20 protein-coding genes, 1 tRNA gene and 1 other RNA gene are annotated in these 19,595 nt (G+C 45.3%); 10 read left to right on the forward strand and 12 right to left on the reverse strand.

What is annotated here, in order from left to right:
• Positions 1–188 precede the first annotated feature (188 nt).
• A tRNA-Ser gene (locus tag ANME2D_RS10945) sits at positions 189–275 on the reverse strand.
• 123 nt (positions 276–398) lie between these two features.
• An RNA gene (ffs, locus tag ANME2D_RS17445) (signal recognition particle sRNA) lies at positions 399–712 on the reverse strand.
• Between the two features lie 58 nt (positions 713–770).
• Between ffs and ANME2D_RS10950 the strand changes: the two genes are divergently transcribed.
• A complete protein-coding gene (locus tag ANME2D_RS10950) occupies positions 771–1,007 on the forward strand; it encodes a hypothetical protein (RefSeq protein ID WP_048091574.1) in 237 nt (78 codons plus the stop codon).
• Positions 1,008–1,058: 51 nt separating this feature from the next.
• Here the strand turns inward: ANME2D_RS10950 and ANME2D_RS10955 are convergent, their stop codons facing one another.
• From ANME2D_RS10955 to ANME2D_RS10970, 4 genes are all read right to left on the reverse strand, one after another.
• Positions 1,059–1,886 (reverse strand): menaquinone biosynthesis family protein, encoded by an 828-nt coding sequence (locus tag ANME2D_RS10955; protein WP_048091576.1) that lies wholly within the window; start codon positions 1,884–1,886, stop codon positions 1,059–1,061.
• Positions 1,883–2,593, reverse strand: a complete 711-nt coding sequence (gene mqnB, locus ANME2D_RS10960; RefSeq protein ID WP_052368855.1) for a futalosine hydrolase — start codon at positions 2,591–2,593, stop codon at positions 1,883–1,885. The genes ANME2D_RS10955 and mqnB overlap by 4 nt, the downstream gene beginning before the upstream one ends.
• A gap of 69 nt (positions 2,594–2,662) precedes the next feature.
• A complete protein-coding gene (locus ANME2D_RS10965) occupies positions 2,663–4,345 on the reverse strand; it encodes an ABC1 kinase family protein (protein ID WP_157834075.1) in 1,683 nt (560 codons plus the stop codon).
• 24 nt (positions 4,346–4,369) lie between these two features.
• Complete coding sequence (locus ANME2D_RS10970; RefSeq protein WP_052368859.1) at positions 4,370–4,804, reverse strand: phasin family protein; 435 nt, start codon at positions 4,802–4,804, stop codon at positions 4,370–4,372.
• A 120-nt stretch (positions 4,805–4,924) separates the two neighbouring features.
• On the opposite strand from ANME2D_RS10970, the gene ANME2D_RS10975 reads away from it, so the two are divergent.
• The 8 genes from ANME2D_RS10975 (at position 4,925) to thpR (ending at position 10,258) form a co-directional block, all read left to right on the forward strand.
• Positions 4,925–5,671, forward strand: coding sequence for an anaerobic ribonucleoside-triphosphate reductase activating protein (locus tag ANME2D_RS10975; RefSeq protein ID WP_048091580.1), 747 nt, complete (start codon positions 4,925–4,927; stop codon positions 5,669–5,671).
• Positions 5,672–6,538, forward strand: coding sequence for a DMT family transporter (locus tag ANME2D_RS10980; RefSeq protein WP_048091582.1), 867 nt, complete (start codon positions 5,672–5,674; stop codon positions 6,536–6,538).
• Complete coding sequence (map, locus tag ANME2D_RS10985) at positions 6,531–7,370, forward strand: type II methionyl aminopeptidase (RefSeq protein ID WP_048091584.1); 840 nt, start codon at positions 6,531–6,533, stop codon at positions 7,368–7,370. Before ANME2D_RS10980 ends, map begins: the two co-directional genes overlap by 8 nt.
• A gap of 43 nt (positions 7,371–7,413) precedes the next feature.
• Positions 7,414–8,025, forward strand: coding sequence for a TatD family nuclease-associated radical SAM protein (locus tag ANME2D_RS10990; protein ID WP_048091586.1), 612 nt, complete (start codon positions 7,414–7,416; stop codon positions 8,023–8,025).
• A gap of 92 nt (positions 8,026–8,117) precedes the next feature.
• The gene (locus ANME2D_RS10995) at positions 8,118–8,387 is read left to right on the forward strand and encodes a winged helix-turn-helix domain-containing protein (protein WP_277812942.1); all 270 of its coding nucleotides are present in this window, start codon (positions 8,118–8,120) and stop codon (positions 8,385–8,387) included.
• A gap of 72 nt (positions 8,388–8,459) precedes the next feature.
• Positions 8,460–8,717: a hypothetical protein gene (locus ANME2D_RS11000; protein ID WP_052368865.1), complete on the forward strand. Its 258-nt coding sequence runs from the start codon at positions 8,460–8,462 to the stop codon at positions 8,715–8,717.
• A gap of 4 nt (positions 8,718–8,721) precedes the next feature.
• Positions 8,722–9,543 (forward strand): rhomboid family intramembrane serine protease, encoded by an 822-nt coding sequence (locus tag ANME2D_RS11005; RefSeq protein ID WP_081810247.1) that lies wholly within the window; start codon positions 8,722–8,724, stop codon positions 9,541–9,543.
• 178 nt (positions 9,544–9,721) lie between these two features.
• Entirely contained in the window at positions 9,722–10,258 is a 537-nt protein-coding gene (gene thpR / locus ANME2D_RS11010; RefSeq protein WP_048091602.1) for an RNA 2',3'-cyclic phosphodiesterase, read from the forward strand.
• A 44-nt stretch (positions 10,259–10,302) separates the two neighbouring features.
• Here thpR and ANME2D_RS11015 read toward each other — a convergent pair whose 3' ends face one another.
• The 6 genes from ANME2D_RS11015 to ANME2D_RS11040 form a co-directional block, all read right to left on the reverse strand.
• Complete coding sequence (locus ANME2D_RS11015) at positions 10,303–10,845, reverse strand: PEF-CTERM sorting domain-containing protein (RefSeq protein WP_048091605.1); 543 nt, start codon at positions 10,843–10,845, stop codon at positions 10,303–10,305.
• Between the two features lie 293 nt (positions 10,846–11,138).
• Positions 11,139–12,743 (reverse strand): thermosome subunit alpha, encoded by a 1,605-nt coding sequence (gene thsA, locus ANME2D_RS11020; RefSeq protein WP_048091920.1) that lies wholly within the window; start codon positions 12,741–12,743, stop codon positions 11,139–11,141.
• 277 nt (positions 12,744–13,020) lie between these two features.
• Entirely contained in the window at positions 13,021–14,598 is a 1,578-nt protein-coding gene (locus ANME2D_RS11025; RefSeq protein ID WP_048091607.1) for an FMN-binding glutamate synthase family protein, read from the reverse strand.
• 42 nt (positions 14,599–14,640) lie between these two features.
• Positions 14,641–15,351, reverse strand: a complete 711-nt coding sequence (locus ANME2D_RS11030; protein WP_102044987.1) for a 2Fe-2S iron-sulfur cluster-binding protein — start codon at positions 15,349–15,351, stop codon at positions 14,641–14,643.
• Positions 15,352–15,356: 5 nt separating this feature from the next.
• Positions 15,357–17,207, reverse strand: coding sequence for an NADH-ubiquinone oxidoreductase-F iron-sulfur binding region domain-containing protein (locus ANME2D_RS11035; RefSeq protein WP_241763360.1), 1,851 nt, complete (start codon positions 17,205–17,207; stop codon positions 15,357–15,359).
• A gap of 11 nt (positions 17,208–17,218) precedes the next feature.
• Positions 17,219–17,692, reverse strand: a complete 474-nt coding sequence (locus ANME2D_RS11040) for an NADH-quinone oxidoreductase subunit NuoE family protein (protein ID WP_048091923.1) — start codon at positions 17,690–17,692, stop codon at positions 17,219–17,221.
• 287 nt (positions 17,693–17,979) lie between these two features.
• On the opposite strand from ANME2D_RS11040, the gene ANME2D_RS11045 reads away from it, so the two are divergent.
• A complete protein-coding gene (locus ANME2D_RS11045) occupies positions 17,980–19,569 on the forward strand; it encodes an FMN-binding glutamate synthase family protein (RefSeq protein WP_048091611.1) in 1,590 nt (529 codons plus the stop codon).
• Positions 19,570–19,595 lie beyond the last annotated feature (26 nt).

The following is a 19,595-nucleotide window of genomic DNA, read 5'->3' on the forward strand; positions in this document are numbered from 1 at the left end:
ACACTTCGCATGTGCATGGATAACGTTCAGAGCTTCTGGACTTTTCGGATAGGCTCTAAATCAATAGTTTCATTTGGCACGCAATCTGTTTTTAAGATATCATCTTTATAAATTGTAATTGGATCTGCGTGGTAGTAAAATTTAGTATCCATTTTAATCTCCTATCGAATGCAAAGGATAATTATGTACGACGAGAGGGGGATTTGAACCCCCGAGTTCCTTGCGGGAACACAGGGTTAGCAACCCTGCGCCATACCGGGCTTGGCTATCTCGTCAGGGTAGAACATCAATGCGATTAGCCGATCAGTATCCAAAAACAGCTTTTGGCACTCTCTTATTTACTGTTTGCTATATAACACTTTTTACTTAATCTTTATGCTGATGGATATAGTGAGAAGTAGCGGGCACACCTCGGGTCGTAGCTCCTTCCGCTGTCCAGTTGACCACAGACTCGCCTCCACCCCGCGACCCCATGAGCGATAGTTGTTCACGGCTGATTTGCTCCCTTCCGGGCCTAGATCGTTATCCGCGATTAAGGTACAGAAACCTTACTTCAGAAAAGCCTCTGTACCAACGCCATCCCCATAGGACGGGGTTTCACAGTAGAACCTGTGGGCTGGGCAACAGTTAAAACTTCTTCCCTTGGCTTCGCCCCCCGCTATCGACGGTTTCGGGTTACAGATAACGCCGAGTTACCCGGGCTAGCCCGCCGTTTTTATATAGTTCTCACATGCAATAAAGTTATCTCAGTCAAAGTCATCTGGAGATCTATGGAAGAATTAATAGGGTTTGTTGCGAGCAATAATAAATTGAGCAAGATTCTTGCTGTACTTGATTCAAAAGGCCCCATGGACAGTGCAACCATAGCAAAAACAACTCGGATCACAGGGGCAGATAGGAATATAGAAGAACTGCGAGCCAGGAAGCTGGTAACATACGAGGACGGAAAATATGCTCTGACCGAACTGGGAGAGCAGGTCAACCACAGGCTCAGTGGCATGAGATAGGGTTGATCTGCCTGCTCTCACTTTTATGACTCCAGGTAACCACCTTAAACTTTAACCTGTGAGTACAGGCTTATCAGAATGCGGGATCAAATCTAATTCCTCTGCTGTTTTCAACATTTCTTCGATTGCGGTTATACCATCCCCGATATCCAGTGTATAATCGTTTACATAGAGTTTGATGTGCCGGTCAATTACCTCATCATCAAGTTCCTGTGCATTATGTTTTATATACTGGCGGGTAAGCGTGTGATTCTGAAATGCGTATTCGATACTCTCTCTTATCATTCGGTCTATTTCTCTTATCACAGATGCGCCTAATTCCCTCCTCGCAAGGATTCCACCAAGAGGTACAGGCAAACCTGTTTCTCTCTCCCACCACTCCCCAAGATCAATGATATTCACAAGATTGTAGCCCGGATAAGTAAACCTGCCCTCGTGAATGATTAAACCCGCATCTACCATGCCCAGACTGACCGCGTTCATGATTTGATCAAAAGGCATCTCAATAACATCCGTTATCTCAGGATCAAACAGCTTGAGTAGTAAATAAGCTGTCGTCATCTTCCCCGGGATAGCTATCCTCTTTTGCGCAAGCTCAGATTCCCGTATCTGTGTTTTAGCGACTACCAGAGGCCCGCAGCCCCTCCCAAGCGCACTGCCTGCACGGAGCAGACAGTAATCCTCTCTTAAAAAACCGAATGCATGAAAGGATGCCTTGGTTACATCAGGTTCCCTGCGCAAAGCCATATTGTTCAGCGTCTCAACATCCCTGAGTATCTCTGAGAATTCCACATCTCCTCTTATTTTCTTATGGGCCAAAGCATAGAAAATGAATGTATCATTCGGGCATGGCGAGTAGCCTAAAGAGAGATTTCTCATTTTAACCCTTTCACCAATTCAATTACTGCTCTATTGCAGTTTGAGGCTGCTATCTCTATGTTCCATTTTCTTAAATCCCTGTCCTCGATGATGTTGCTTATACCCCTGATCTCTATCATGGGAGTCCTGTAAAGTGCGCAGATGTGCGCGACAGCCGCTCCTTCCATGTTCTCACATATGCCATTAAAACGCTTCTTTAAGATTTCTCCAATCTCGCGCGTTCCTGAGCACTGCGATACAGTTACAAAATTACCTGATCTTACGTTAAAACCTGCATCTCTGGTAACCTTTATTGCAAACTGCGCTAATTCCTGATCGACCGGGAAATTATTGTAGTATTCTCTCTCATCTTTTAGTAAAGGAAAGCCTGTGAGTTCCATGGATCTCCAGCCCTCTTTTGTTAATATACCTTCTTCGCCATAGTTTTCACTCTCTGCGATAACAATATCACCTGTCCGGGCGCCAGAATAAGAATATGAGCCTCCAATGCCGAAAAGTACGAGAAGTTCTATATCGTAGTTCTCCAGCACCAGGGTAGTAGAGTGGGCAGCGTTGACCTTACCCACGCCGCAATGTGTAAAGATAATAGAGTTTCCATGTAACTCTCCTTTAGAGATAACTTTAAAATCTGCCTTTGGTTCCGGGCGTATTTCGAACCTCAGTTCTTTTGATTCAACAGGTGTAGGCGCGATAAGTGCGATATTCATATTTCCATCTAATATGCTTCATGAGATAAAGCTATTAGAACATCCATATCAAGTTGAAGCACTTCTATTTCACCACTTACCAGAGCGCAGGATAGAGATGACCAGCCCCATTCCAAGAAATCCGGCGATAAGGAATCCAAGAATCCCGAACAAAGGTATCTCCCACAGACGCGGGGCTATATTGCTCTGGATAATAAGAGACGAACCCACTATCAGAGCAGATATTATCAGGCTGACCGATAACCTGTTACTTACTATATCAAGTTCCTCAATAGCTGTCTCAAGTCCCTGGTGCTCAAGTTCAATTCTAAGAGTCCCTTTCTCCGCTTTTGAAAGGATATGACTGGCCCTCCGTGGGAGGGATCTTAGCAGCCGGATAAAATCCCATGCTGTTTTTGCGGTCTCACTGGCTATATGGGATAGCCTTGTACGCTCCTCAATAATCCTGTTAATATAAGGTTCCAGGTATTCTGCAAAATTATAATCCGGGTTAAGTTTGCGGTTGATCTCATCCGCTATGCTGAGTGCCTTTGATAAAAGCATGACGTTTGTCGGTATTCTACCCCCGCTCTTTGTTATCACACTTATAAGATCGCGCAAAAACGCCGTCGGATCTATGAACCTGACACGTATATCATAATACCTGTTTATAAGATCCTCAATATGAACCCGAAGCATCGAGTTCTCAGCCGCAACATCGCTAATCAATCCCATCTCTACGATACTGTCTATTAGCAGGTCGATATCATCCCTCTCAATAGCTATCATGATATTAACAAGGTTCTCCCGAAGGACATGGTCGATATGTCCTGCCATACCAAAATCAAGAAATATAATAGCCCCTTCCTTTGAGACCAGTATGTTCCCTGGATGCGGATCTGCATGATAAAAGCCGTCTTCGAATATCATCTTCAAATACGCATTTGCAAGGTTTGTAGAGATTATTTTTCTATCAAGTCCTGCTGCATCAAGCTGTGTAAAATCTAATATCTTGATACCCTCCAGAAATTCCATGGTTAAAACATGTTTTGTTGTATACTTCCAGTAGATCCTTGGTATCCTGACAGTCGTGCTTCCTGCAAAATTCAGATAGAATCTATCTGCGTTCTGGGCCTCATGGATATAATCTAACTCCTGCCTGATAATACGGGAGAACTCTTCCACAGAGCCAATGACATTAAGAGCTTTAGTTTCTTTTATGTGCTTCTCGGCAAATCTTGCCATGCTCATTAGAATCGATAGATCAATCTCGATTATTTTTTCAATACCAGGTCTCATCACCTTAACTATTACCTCATCCCCCTCTAGGAGTCTGGCACGGTGAACCTGCCCTATTGAAGCCGCAGCAAGCGGTACGGGATCAAATGAAACAAAAATCCCCTCAATGCTTATCCCGAACTCTCTCTCAACCACCTTCCTTACTTCTGAATAATCAAATGGAGGAATACGATCCTGAAGTTTTGTTAGTTCTTTTATATACTCTTCTGGAAGCAGATCATAGCGCGTGCTTAAAATCTGCCCTAATTTTATAAATGTGGTCCCAAGCTCTTCTAAAGCAAGCCTCAGTCTTTCTGCTTCAGATAATAAGAACAGTTGTTCCTTGAATGGTTTTGGCCTTGTGATCCTCTCACGCAATCGAGACGGTCGAAGGCCGAATCTATCAACAAGATATCCGAAACCATGCCGTATCAGTACATTAACGATCTCCCGATATCGTCTAACATAGGCGTATTCTTTATCCAGCAGATGCAAGATGCTACTTCCAGGACAGATCTGTTATTTGGCCATAGATCGGATCGCCTCTTCAAGCTCTACGATTCTCCTTTCAAGAATATCAAGATCAACTCTCATCACAGAGGTTCTATCAAGTACCTCTATTCTTTTCTCAAGAGCCTCAAGACTCGCTCTCTTCACAGTGCTTCTCTCAAGTTCCTCTATTCTTCTCTCAAGAACCTCAAGATCAGCCCTCGCCACAACTCCACTCCTTTTGATCATGTCTCTAACAGCTTCATTTACTCTGGCTTCGATATCTGCAATTTGCTTATCTTTCTCTGATAGGACCTGTCTGACAAATGCTCTTCCTTCCTCCTGGTTCATCTCTCCCCTTTTTATCATTTCCTGGGTAAATTCCTCGATTTTCTCCTGTGTCATTGAAATTACACCGATACCGAACAGTCCCATCTTTCTCAATATATCTGATCTACCTGACATCTGTATCTCTCCGTTTAATCATATCTTCCTAACTGAAATCCTAACCTGCGCAAGATTTAATACAGCGCTCTGATATGGGATTAGTTTATTAATTCATAATCTTTTTGATAAAGGAGAAGAATGAGATTGATTTTTAGCGGTATAATCATCCCTGTATCAACAATAGACTGGTACGGCAGATCTGTATCTGTCGTTTTCTTCAACGGCTGCAATTTTAAATGTCTTTATTGCTCAAATAATGAATTCATAAAGGTGACGAACAGGCTGGAGCCACTGTTCAAGAGAGGATGTGCTGTCGATATTGAAGAAATCGAGAATCAGATACTTGATTCAAAAGTTTTTATAAGCGCGGTGGTTTTCTCAGGCGGTGAGCCCACAGCGCATCCCGGAGAACTGGAGCACCTTGCAGAATTTGCAAAAAAGCAGGGTTTGCTCGTAGGTATCGAGACCAACGGGTACTACCCTGAGCGTCTTTCCAGGTTGATTGAGAAAAAACTTGTTGATAAGATCTTCCTGGATATCAAAGCCACACCTTATGATGCACAAAGATACAGCATGATTACAGGAGGTGTTGATGATGCCGCCGAACATGCGCTTCGATCATTGAACCTGAAGGGTGTTGATATCGAGGTCAGGACTACCGTTTTTCGATCCTTTGATGATGTTCCCGGGATAGCTAAGTCCCTTACAGGGCATGATTGTACGTACGTCATCCAGCAGGGCATTCCTGAATATGCCCCTGATGAAGATCTAAAAAAAGAGAAGCCTCTCACAAGGGATGAGATGATAGCCCTGGCTCAAAGTATATCTTTTTTGAGGGATATAAGGATAAGAACAAGAGAAAGAGGAGAAGAAAAGATTATTTAGATGATCTACATCCCTAATCGCAATCTTTTTGAGGGCTATGGAGAGATAATAACAGCCACTGTCCTGTTCAGCCTTGCGGGAATATTTGGAAAAATGATAAGCGGGATATCGGTACAGGGCATAATTTTTTACAGGGTTACTTTTGCAGCGGTAATATTTTTCATTGCTTTGTTGATCTCTGGCAACCTGGGTAAGGTAAAGCTCAAAGATAAAAAAATCTACCTTGTGTTATTTGGCATACTGCAAATGATAACCATGCTGATGTTCTTTATATCAGTACTCAAGTCATCAGTCTCTGTTGCGGTGTTGTTGCTGTATACTGCACCTGTATATGTGACCGTGCTCTCTCCGGTGCTTTTGAAAGAGAGCCCTGCAGAGAAAGGATTGCTTGCCCTTGTTCTATCAATTGCTGGAATCATATTTATTGTTGGTCCGGAAGATCTTTATTTTTACAAGCTTTCATTCGGTGTACTGGCAGGCATAATCTCTGGAATCACATATGCATCCGAGATAATGATATCAAAATATATCAGCCAGACCTATTCAGGTTACACACAGGCATTCTGGAGTTTCATAATCGCAATTCTTATCCTCATGCCTGCTGGCCTTGTTCCTGCGGAAGTAATTTTTGAAAACACTGCTTATCTCATACTTTTGGCGATATTCCCGACTATACTGGCTGTATCGCTGTATTTTAACGGACTAAAGAAAGTAAGAGCATCCAGTGCCAGTATCATGGGGTTAATTGAACCTGTGAGTGCAGTTATTCTGGCAGTTATTATTCTCAATGAACAAATTTCAATGCTGATAATAACCGGCGGTGCACTTATATTGATAGGAGCAGCAATAGTTACAAGAGATGAATGAAGCAATTCATGGATACTATATAGAAGCAGGAGAAATCGCAGCTCAAGTCAGGAATGAATCAGAAAAAATCATAAAAGAGGATGTTCCACTACTTGAGGCTGCAGAGTATATTGAGAACAGGATCGAGGAACTGGGGGGAAATATCGCATTCCCCTGCAACATCTCCATCAATGAGATCGCATCTCATTTCACACCAGAGGATAACCTGAGATGTTTCCATAAAGGAGATGTGGTCAAGGTGGATATAGGTGTCCACATCGAAGGTTTTATTGCAGACACTGCGTGTACAATTGAGATAGGGACAAGAGACCATGACAGGATAATCATGGCCTCTGAGGAAGCACTGGAAAAAGCAATTACCTCTATCAGGGATAATGCCCATACACGGATGATTGGAAAAGTAATCTGGGAAACTATTAAAAAATATGGTTTCAATCCGATCAAGGATCTGACAGGGCACAGTCTGGAGCGGTATAGACTGCATGCAGGAGTGACCATACCAAACTATGGGAGCTTATTTAGCCAGAGGATAAAGAAAGATATGGTCTTTGCAATCGAGCCTTTCGCCACATACGGCGATGGGAATATAAAACATGGGAGGTCGTATATCTTTGCAATAAACGAAAAGATCAAAACAAAAGCACATCAAGAGATCATGGATAGATTTGGCACACTGCCCTTTGCGAGAAGATGGATCCCTGAGATAAAGATTGAAGATATGAAAGGTTTAAGGAAATATTTTGAACTAATCGAAGCAAGTGGAGAAATCGTTACGCAATCAGAACATACAGTGATCATCAATGAGGATGGATGTGAAGTAATAACAAGATGAAAAGTAATAAGAAGCAATAGATCATTATTATTTATCAATAAAAATGAACACAAAAGACACTATCATTTATGAAGCACACGGAAACCTGTATCTTAATATTACAAATAGATGTACTGCCCGTTGTGTTTTTTGTATCAAACATTATTCTGATGGTGTGTATGGTTATAACCTCAGGCTCTCAAGGGAACCTGCACTTTCAGAAATAATCGAACAACTCTCACAAACTGAACTCTCAAAGTACAGAGAGGTAGTTTTCACCGGAATGGGAGAACCACTGGTGCGTTTAGACGATGTACTTAAGATCACAAAATGGCTTACAGTTCGGGGCATTCCAACCAGGCTTGATACTATTGGCCATGCCAGACTACTGTATCCTGACAGGGATGTGGCAGGAGAGCTGGCGGACGCCGGGATGAAAATCGTTTCTATCAGTCTGAATGCCCAGGATGAAGAGAAATATAACCAGTTGTGTGATCCGAAATTCAGAAAAGCATACCAAAAAATGCTTGAGTTCGCCCGTGATATCTCAAGAACCAGAATGGAGTTGAGGTTCACTGTGGTCGATCTTCCTGTAGTAGATATTGATAAATGCAGGGAGATTGCCAGGATATACTGCGCCGATTTTAAAGTGAGAAGTTATGGCGGCCCTGCATAACTTTTTATAATACATTATAATCATTACGATGTTAATTCATCCTGACCGGTAGGATAGGAGGAAACTAGCTGAAAAAATTACTATGGTATCTGATTGCAGGAACACGCGGAGGGCAGACCCGTGCATTAATACTGAAACACCTTATCGATAGGCCGTATAATGCAAATCAGTTAGCTGAATCGATGGATATGGATTATAAGACTATCAGGCACCATCTTGACGTTCTTATCAAAAACGGAGTTATCACAATGGAGGGCGATAAGTACGGCGCAATGTATTTTATATCTAAGGCTATGGAGACAAATTTAGATGAATTCAACCAAATTTGGGAAAAAGTTGATAAACAGAGTAAATCAAAATAGCAGGGAGGTAATCCTATTCAAGTAACAGAGGTCGCATATTATATTACAGCAGGCAACATAGTACTACTGCTTGTGCTTTTATATTCGTATATTGAGATATACAGGAGAATAAAATCTAATTTTACGCTTGGTCTTATTATCTTCACCCTCGCGCTCCTGCTCCAGAGCCTTTCACGGGCTGTCTTGCTGTTGATACTTATAGCAAGCACACCTCCGCAGGTATATCCGCCGATAGTTGAGTTGTTAGGATATAACCTTATGTATGTAATAGTCCCGGATGCGCTTCAGTTTATTGCACTGAGTATCCTGTTATATTTCACGAGGGAATAATACCATGTCAAAAGAATGCGATTACTGCGGTTTTAGAGACCCGATGCCGTTCACATGCAAATTCTGCGGCAACCCGTATTGTTATAATCACCGCCTGCCTGAATCGCATAATTGCTCCGGGCTTGCATTGTTCAAAGAAAGGATTCACGATAGTGGAGGATTATACAATTATAAACCCGATCAAATGGTAAAGAAGCATAAAAAACCTGTCTTTAAACCGTTGGGCAATGCCATATCAACAATAAGAAGCAGTTATTCTCTAACGATCCTGATAATAGCTATCATATCCTTCTTTCTGAGTATGGTTATTCCAGGTTATTTCTTTTATCTGGCTCTCTATCCTCTGGATATTGTCTCAAGGCCCTGGACCCTTGTGACATCTATATTCCTGCACGCTGGTACAATGCATTTGCTGTTCAATATGATGATCCTGTTCTTTTTCGGACCTGAGCTTGAGCGCAGAATAGGAGGGAAGAGATTCCTGGCCGTATTTTTCCTCTCAGGCATCATTGCAGCAATAGGTTATTCACTGTGGTCCATTTTTATTGTTGGATCTTCAGTACCTGCGATCGGTGCCAGCGGAGCGATACTCGGAATATTCGCATGCCTTGCAGTGATAGCTCCTCATATACAGGTATCTCTATTTTTTGGCCCCCCTGTGAGAATAACCTATGTGTTGATCCTTCTTGTCCTCATAGATCTGATATTCGGGTTATTATTCGGCTTAACCGATCCTATCGCACGCAGTGCCCATTTAAGCGGGGTTGTTGCCGGGGTGGTAATGGGAAAACAGATCAAAAAGATGGGGCAATATATCGATTATTAACATTATCTTCTCATTGTATTAAAGAATTCAGGATAGAGGAGCCAAAAAAAAGTATTATGGATAGGATAGGAAACATTCCCCGGCTCCTCAATATATAGTAAGTAGTTCTCTATTTAAATGATTTTTCCAGTATTACACCCAAATTTTTAAGCAAATAGAGAGTTTAAGTAATGAGAATATGATACGTACATTCATTGCTGTTGAACTACCTGATACATTCATCCCGGAGATAGAGAGAATAAGCTCAATGCTGAAGGCTCCAGGCATTAAACTTGTTGAGCCAGGACTGGTACATATTACCATGAAATTCCTCGGAGATACACAGGAAGATAAAGTTGAGCCTATTATTTCGGCTTTATCACAGATTAACTGCAGACCATTCGAAGCAAGGATCAAGGGAATAGGTGTATTTCCAAAATCAGGTTATATCAGGGTTATCTGGATAGGGGCACAGGGTGAATTCGGGACTTTACATAATGAAATAGAGCGCGTCCTTACACCATTCAAATTTAAAAAAGATTATCAGTTTACTCCACATGCCACGCTTGCCCGTGTAAAACAGGCCAGGGAAAAAGCGGTCATCCTTGATAAGATAAATAAATTGGGAGAAGTTGATCTTGGGACTATGGTCGTAAATTCAATAAGCTTCAAAAAAAGCATCCTCACGCCTGATGGCCCGATATACCATACAATAAGAGAGATCAAGCTCCAATAAAATAAAGAAGGGACAGTTTATCTGTTTGTCCCCTCTGTTATAACCTACCTGTTCTCTCTTCTGTAGAGCAGTAGCGCAATAAGACCCATTATCGCTGCAATAGGAAGAACCAGCGTAGGGAACTCCGGGATAGGCATCGGTGGTGTCGGTATTTCCACTGGTGTTTCCACTGGAGTAACCATCGGTGTTTCTACCGGTGTTTCCACAGGCGTTTCCACTGGTGTTTCCACTGGAGTAACCATCGGTGTTTCCACTGGCGTTTCAATTGGTGTGGTTACTGGTGTCTCCACTGGAGTAATTATCGGTGTTGGAATTGGTGTAATCATTTGTTGCTCCTGTTTCTTTTTCATCGGTGTTGGAGTTGGTGTGATCATTTGTGGCTTCTGTATCTTTTTCATCGGTGTTTCAATTGGTGTGATTACTGGTGTTTCCACTGAAGTAATCATTGGTGTTGGAGTTGGTGTGATCATTTGTGGCTTCTGTATCTTTTTCATCGGTGTATCATGGGATACCGCTAAAGCCTGCGGCACACCGATCATAGCTACAAGTGTCAGTGCAAGTAATAGAGGTACTATTTTCTTATTCATCTATTTCACCTCCTTTTTATCTCGTTCTGAGATCGTTACATTGTGTGTTGCTGGAGGAATTTTGGATTATTCTAATCAGGATATACACGACCAGCTACACAGCTAACATGATCGCTATACCCTGAAACACTGGTCCCCATATGTTTTCAGACTATAGTCTGAAGAACACTAATCCCCCATGTACTTTATCAACACGAATTTAACGTCCCCATATTGAAGTGGGTTTTTTGTGATAATAAGCCTTGTGGTGTGCCTATTTGATTTAAATCAAGCTAAAAATTGAAAAAAATAAATCATTCTAAATCACTTAGATCAGGCTTCTTCTTGGGGCGCTCATCTTTTGCTGAAGCCATCACATCATCGATACGCAGTATCACTGATGCTGCCTCTGTGGCAGACGTTATGGCCTGTGTTTTCACGCGAAGGGGTTCTATAACCTCGTTCACCAGCATATCTACAGGTTTGCCCTCGTTTACATCAAGGCCAGAATTCTTATTCCCCTGCTCATGCTGTCTTCTAAGCTCAGCAAGCATGTCAATTGCATCAAGTCCTGCATTTTCCGCAAGGGTCTTCGGGATGATCTCAAGCGCATCAGCGAATTTGCTGACTGCAAGCTGCTCCCTCCCGGTCATCGTGGATGCATACTCGCGAAGGCGCAGTGCCAGTTCCACTTCAGGTGAGCCTCCGCCTGCAACGATTTTTCCGTCTTCGATTGCTACTCCTACAGCGCGTAAGGCATCATGCATTGCCCTATTGAGGCTTGTTACAACGTGTTCTGTTCCTCCGCGCAGCAGTATTGAATAGGTATCCGGATTCTTGCATCCTGTAACGAATATCATCTCACCGTTTCCGACCATTCTCTCTTCAACAAGTCCTGCAGATCCCAGAGCCTCAGGCTTGATCTCATCAAGGCTCGTAATGATTTTGCCACCTGTAGCCCTTGATAATTTTAACAGGTCGTTCTTCTTGACCCTGTGGGTCACAAAGATACCTGCCCTGGCAAGGAAGTAGCGTGCAAGATCATCCACCCCTTTCTGGCAGAACACTACGTTTACTCCTCCTTTGATCACCTTATCAACAGCATCACGTATCTGTCTTTCCTCCTGCTCCAGGAATAAACGGGTCTGTCCGGGTGCTTCTATGGCTATTTCTGATTTTGTCTCTGCCTTCCTGACTTCTATTGGTGTTGCCAGTATTGCTATCTTTGCATTCTCTATCCGGGAAGTCATGCTCTGGTGGGTTTTGGTTTTATCCAGGATAATCCCTGCTATAAGCTCGCTGTCTTCTACACTTCCTTCCCCGCGTTTTTCGATAGAGATGTCCTTTATGTTTACGGTCTTTTTCCCGTTTTCTTCTTTAACTATCGATTTAACAGCAGTGACAGCCAGATCTGAGAGCTTCTCTCTTGAGAATTCTACACCTTTTCCTGTCAGTGCTGTATGGGCTATTCTGCGCAGGTGTTCATCACTTGAATCCATGGCAATCCCGGATAAGATCTCTTTTGATTTGTGTGCTGCAAGCGTGTACCCACTCACAATCGTGGTAGGATGGATTCCCTGCGTCATCAGCGTCTCTGCGCCTTTCAGGAGTTCCCCTGTCAGAACCGCTACAGTGGTCGTTCCGTCTCCGACCTCCTCATCCTGTGTCTTTGCCACCTCAGCTACGATCTTTGCAGCCGGGTGTTTGATGGCCATCTCATCAAGTATGGTTGCTCCATCATTTGTGATAATTACCTGTCCTGCCGGGTCAGTAAGCATCTTGTCCATGCCCCTGGGGCCAAGAGTGGTTCGCACTGCTTCAGCCACAGCCCGTGCAGCCATTATATTGCTTCTTTTTGCTTCTTCTCCTCGTGTCCTTTCTGTTCCTTTCCTTAAAATGATAATCGGCTGTCCGCCCATCTGGCCTGCCATAAATTCTACCTCCTGTTATAGATCAAATGCGATTGCGTCTTCTGCTTTTTCCATTAAAGGATGTAAGCCTGTTAGACTTTTCATTTCTTCATGTTTGTAGTTCAATAAAAAGGTTTCGACTCAAGTGGCTGTGGGACAGAATTATGCGGTGGTGTACAAGTTCAGCAAATTATGCCAGACGCCAGTACAGGTTAAAGCAGTACTAATTCGATCATCTCTTTTTTTGTCCCACTTTCCATCCAAGCCATCTTTTATCAGATTACCTTTAACTCAGTATCCTTTCTACCTCTTCCTGATCCACATCCATTATATACGGGATTCCTGAGACCGAAGCCGCTTCTCTGGTAATGGCTGCTATATCGCCCCTCTCTATATACTTCAAAGCGAACTTTCTGTTCCCGGTCATCAACTGCTGCATACCCTGCCTCAGGCGCTGGAAATAGGTATATACTCCGATAGCTCCTGGAGGGATCTCTGCGAACCTGCTGTTGTATATCTTCTTAAGATGAGGCGTTGTGATAAAGATCTCCTCAACAGTACTTCCGAACCTGCTGATGTACACAGGCACCTTCCCTTCATTTATCCTTCTGCCTATAGTCTTGCCCACCATTGCAGCCGCAAGAGGACTGCGGGCCATTCCAGCTATCTTGAAATAAGGAGCGCCCAGTGCCAGTGCCTTATAGACATGGTCCTCCATGGTAATTCCGCCTGCCACTGCAACATCAGGTACGAACTCGCCGCGCTCATCCAGTCTCTTAAGATACCTGTAAAGAAGCGAGTAGATCTCAACCTGCGGGATGCCCCATTCATTCATCATCCTCCAGGGGCTCATTCCCGTGCCTCCGCCTGCACCATCAACGGTCAGCAAATCAAGTTCTGCCTTGCTTGCATATTTAACAGCTCTTGCAAGGTCTGCGGGTCTGTATGCACCTGTCTTCAGGAACACATGTTTTGCACCTGCATCCCTCAATTCTTCCACACGATCCATGAATCCCTTTTCTGTGACCATACCCACGCGGCTGTGCCTCTCGAACTCATGGAAACTGCCTGCTCTATACGCTTCTGCGACGTCCGGGTCTGCTGGGTCAGGCAGGACAACGTATCCGCGGCTTTTAAGCAGCTTTGCCCGCTCAAGGCTGTTAAGCTTGACCTCGCCGCCTATGTTCTTTGCTCCCTGCCCCCATTTCAGCTCAACAGTCTTGACACCCAGTTTCTCCAGCGCATATTCCTGCACTCCCAGTGCTGTATCCTCCACGTTTGCCTGCACTATGATGTCGCCGTATCCATCGATCTGCCAGTCGCGGTACATCCTCACCCTGCTGGCAAGATCTGGCGAATCAACTACCCTGCCGTCCTCGATTGTGGATTGAGGGTCCATACCGCATACATTCTCGCCTATTGTAAGGGGGACGCCAGCCATTGAAGCGCCTATTGCAAGCCCGTCCCAGTTGTTCTTGGCGACAGCGGTGCTCCCGAGCCCGGGGATAATGAAAGGAAGCCTGAGTTTGATATCCTTCTCCTTGCCTATCCTTACCTCAAGGTCTGCATTCGGGAATATAGCTATGTTGCTGTTTGCTTCAATTCCCTGCGCTCCCACAGCAGTACCCAGGATATTGAAATGGCTCAGGTCAATGGGATAGTTCTTCTCAGAAGCCGAGGTGGTAATTCCAAAAGGCTGGGGATAGATAACCTCTGTGCCCCGATAAGCAGACTTCCCTATCTCGCACATACCGATACATCCGTCCACACATGTGACGCACATACCGCTTAACGGGCTTATGGAGCCCTCTGTCCTGTTCTTTGTCAGCGTTGCCGCCGTTGCATTTACTCTTGTTAATGACATTTTTGATCCTCCAAATATTTTAATTAACCAGGTTCATAATCGCTATTTCACATCCTCAGGTGTTCTTACGCAGGACAGGCACGGTACCATGAAGCACATGGCATCATCGTACCTGCTGGCGCAGACCGGCTCGGTATTGATACATCCGCTGCACAGCACTGTTTCTGCCCCCGTGCCCTGGCATCGCAGCTCACAGGCAGGACAGATATACATACATGCACCGCACTTGCGGCACTCCTCTGAGGTCATGTCAAAGGGTGTGGTAATGTACCTGTCCCTGCCCCTTCCGGCAAAACCGATGGCTCTGGCTGCCATCTGCTCCTCACACATGCGCACGCACAGCCCGCACAGGATACAGTCATCATTGAGCGGTCTGAACTTGATCTCCTTAAGCTCAAGCTCAGAAGCCATATCCTGTAGTTTCTTTGAGCCAGGACACCGTGCAATGAGCAATTCCAGTATCATTTTCCTTGTCTTTAATACGCGGTTGCTGTGGGTACGGACCTCCAGCCCTTCCCTGACAGGATGCACGCAGGATGCTACAAGCTTCTCTCTCTTACCGCTGCCCACCTCTACAACGCACAGCCTGCATGCGCCGTAGGGCGTAAGCCCCTCGTCATAGCACAGGGTCGGGATATCAAGACCATAGAACCGTATCGCTTCCAGAAGGCTCGATCCGGGGTCAGCCTGCACCCGGGCTCCGTTGAGCATGAATGTGACCATTTCTCCTCTTGATCTGTTTTTTTCTGACATTATACTCACTCCTTTTTAACGGCATCAAACCTGCATGAATCATAGCAGATCCCGCATTTCGTACATCTCTCAGTATTCAGCACATGGGTCTGTTTTTTCTCTCCTGTGATGGCCCCGGATGGGCAATTCTTCATGCAGACACCGCAGCCTGTACATTTCTCACGGTCGATCCTGAACGCTATAAGCTCCCTGCACACGCCTGCCGGGCATTTTCCATCCCTTATGTGCGCTACATACTCATCCCTGAAATAGTTCAGCGTTGACATTACAGGATTTGCCGCGGTCGTACCCAGACCGCACAGGGATGCATCCTTTAGCATCTCAGAGAGGTCTTCGATGATAGGCAGGTCTTCCATCCTTCCCCTGCCCTGAGTGATATCAGTAAGTATCTCACCCAATCGAAACAGTCCTTCACGGCATGGCACGCACTTGCCGCATGATTCTTCCTGCAGGAAACTGGTAAAGTACCTTGCAATATCGACCATGCAGGTGTTCTCATCCATCACGATCATACCGCCTGACCCCATCATAGAACCGACTTCCGCCAATCGTTCATAGTCCACAGGAAGATCTATAAGGGCTTCAGGTATGCAGCCTCCGCTGGGACCTCCGGTCTGTACTGCCTTTAATCTCCTTCCGCCGGGGATACCGCCCCCTATATCAAAGATGATCTCGCGCAGGGTGATGCCCATTGGTACTTCCACAAGACCTGTATTATTGATCTTTCCCACAAGGCTGAACACCTTGGTACCCTTGCTTGATTCTGTGCCTATGCGTGAATACCACTGTGAACCTCTGTTTATTATGAGGGGCACATTCGCCCATGTCTCCACGTTGTTCAGGTTGGAGGGCATGTCCCACAGTCCTTTCTCAGAGGTGTGGATGTATTTTGCCCTGGGCTCTCCAGGCTTTCCTTCAAGCGATGCCATGAGCGCTGTGGATTCGCCGCAAACGAATGCACCTCCGCCCCTGTTGATCCTGATGTCGAAACTGAAGCCTGAGCCAAGTATATCTTCGCCAAGCAGACCCAGTTCACGTGCCTGCTGGATTGCAGTGGCTGTATTCGCAACTGCAAGGGGGTATTCGTTCCTTACGTAGACATAACCCTCATGCGAGCCTATGGCATAAGCGCCGATGATCATACCTTCAAGAACGCTGTGCGGGTTGCCTTCAAGTATACTCCTGTCCATGTAGGCCCCTGGATCGCCTTCATCAGCGTTGCATATGACATATTTTATATCTCCAGGCGCATTACGGGTGGACTCCCATTTGACCCCGGTCGGGAAACCACCGCCGCCCCTGCCGCGAAGCCCTGATCTTTTAATCTCCTCGATTACGGCCTCTGGCGCCATCCCGTAAAGAACCTTTGCCAGTGCGCTGTATCCTCCTGTTGCCAGATAATCACTGATACTGGCAGGATCGATAGCCGTATTGTTCCCAATCGTCAGGCGCATCTGTTTCTGGTAAAAAGGTATATCCGTTTCATGTATCTTTTTTTCTCCAGTTACCGGATCCCTGTATAGCAGCCTTTCCACAGGTTTGCCATGTTCTATGGTCTCAGTTATGATCTCATCCACATCTTCTGGAGTTACCCTCTGGTAGAAAATGCCCTGTGGATACACTATCACTATCGGACCGCATTCGCAGAACCCATGACATCCTGTTACACTCAGGTCAACCCTGCCCTCTAATTCCCTGGATTTCAGACCCACCCTGAGCATACCTGCCACGCCTTTGCACCCGGTTGCACTGCAGCCTGTGCCTCCACATACGGTTATTCGGGGTCTATCTGGATCCCTGCTGTCCTGTATCTCACGCCGCAGCTCATCAAGTTCCTTTACAGATGATATCCTCAACTGATTCACCTTCACACCTTTTTTAAAAGACCCGAGACCTTGGTGGGAGTCATATGGCTGAGATATTCCTCGTTCCTGATAACAACAGGACCCAGAGCACATGCTCCCACGCAGTTAACAGTCTCAAGTGTATATTCCCCATCTGGTGTTGTACCGCCAGCTTTGATCTCAAGTTTGCGCTCCACCTCTTCAAGCACGTTCTGTGAGCCCCTGACATGGCAGGCTGTGCCCATGCATACGTGTATCAGTTGCCTGCCCCTGGGTTCCAGGGTGAAGGCCCGAAAAAAGGTAGCCACGCCGAAGGCCTGCACCACGGGGATGTTCAACCGCCGGGCTACATGCTCCAGTGCCTCCCTGGGGAGATATCTGTACTCTGCCTGGATATCCTGTAATATAGAGATAAGCGAACCCTGTTCAGCATTATATTTATCGATTATTGGATCCACTCTGGATCCCTCGAAGGTCGTCTGATTCTTTTTTCTCATATTTTTCTCCTGATGCGGGGCGTTTATTTTGCGGTCTTCCGCCATTGATCAGCCAGATTATGTTCACCCACCCACCTACTATATACTATATAAAGACAGAACTTTTGATTCAATTAATCATGATATTTATGCAAAGGAAACTGCCTTCCGCTTCCTGAGCGCAATATTTATATAAAGGAAACTACCTTCCGTTTCCGGGCGTGAGACCACGCTAAATCAACTTGTTTACAATGTAGAAGAAGAGCAACAACAGAAACTTCTTTAAAAAATACCCACTTGGAGGAAAAATGAATCTAAGACAACCAAATGCGAATGAAGCGACGCAAACCTTTAATCGCTCAAAGAGTGTATCTCCGATGTCAGGATTATGCACTCGGTGTGTAGACGGATGCCGCGGAAACTGCGAAATCTTCAAGTCCTCATTCAGGGGACGGGAAGTGATCTATCCCGGGCCTTTTGGTACCATAACCGCTGGCGCAGATAAGAACTATCCTGTAGATTACTCACATCTGAACATACAGGGCTATGCAGTCGGTGCCTGGGGACTTCCTGAAGGGGAAGAGCCAAACCCTGATACGGCTATCTTCCCGAGGGTTGATACACAGACCGAGTATGGCTGGGAGAAGAAAATCCGCATGAAAGTGCCGATCTTCACGGGCGCGCTCGGTTCAACTGAGATCGCAAGGAAGAACTGGGAGCACTTCGCAGCCGGAGCTGCAATCTCAGGGATCACGCTTGTATGTGGAGAGAACGTGTGCGGTATAGATCCAGGACTTGTACTTGATAGCAACAAAAAGATCAAGATGTCTCCTGAGATGGATCGCAGGATAGAGACATATAAGAAGTACCACCAGGGCTACGGTGAGATCCTTGTCCAGATGAATGTAGAAGATACAAGACTTGGCGTGGCTGAATATGTATCATCAAAACATAATCTTGATACAATCGAGCTTAAATGGGGACAGGGCGCAAAATGCATAGGCGGTGAAATAAAGGTCAACAGCATAGAACGTGCAGTCGAACTCAAAAAACGCGGGTACATCGTCACACCAGACCCTGAGAACCAGGCAATAAAGGCTGCATATAAGGACGGAGCGATAAAGGAGTTTGAACGGCATTCAAGACTTGGCTTTGTCACAAAAGAAGGATTCTTAGAAGAAGTTGATCGGTTACACGATCTTGGATTTAAGCGTGTCACTCTGAAGACAGGAGCTTATTCCATGGTTGAGGCTGCAATGGCATTAAAATACTGCTCTGAGGCAAAAATAGATTTGCTCACATTCGACGGTGCGCCTGGCGGAACAGGTATGAGTCCCTGGCCTATGATGGAAGAATGGGGTATCCCGACGTTCTACTTGCAATCACTGGTCTATGAGTTCGCTGAGAAGTTGAGCAGAAGAGGCATGAGAGTACCTGACCTTGCCATGGCAGGCGGGTTCTCAAGTGAAGACGGAGTGTATAAAGCACTGGCTATGGGCGCGCCGTATGTTAAGGCCGTATGCATGGGAAGGGCATTGATGATACCCGGATTCGTTGGCAAGAATATTGGTAAATGGATACAGGAGAATGATCTGCCAAAGACAGTCGCAGAGTATGGAAGAAAGCCGGAGGAGATCTTCGTCTGCTATGAGGAACTTGCCCAGCGCTTCGGTAATGAGATGAAGAACATACCGCTCGGTGCACTTGGCATATACACGTATGCCCAGAAGTTCAGGACAGGGCTGCAGCAACTGATGGCTGGTTCACGAAGGTTCAGGGTCTCAACTATCGGGCGCCAGGATATCATGGCACTGACAGAAGAGGCCTCGAAGATATCTGGCATACCCTATGTGATGAATGCATACAGGGAGACGGCAGAAGCGATACTGGATGAGTGAATAAAATCATCCTCTGCTAAATCATT

The organism is Candidatus Methanoperedens nitratireducens, assembly GCF_000685155.1.
GTDB classification, from domain to species: domain Archaea; phylum Halobacteriota; class Methanosarcinia; order Methanosarcinales; family Methanoperedenaceae; genus Methanoperedens; species Methanoperedens nitratireducens.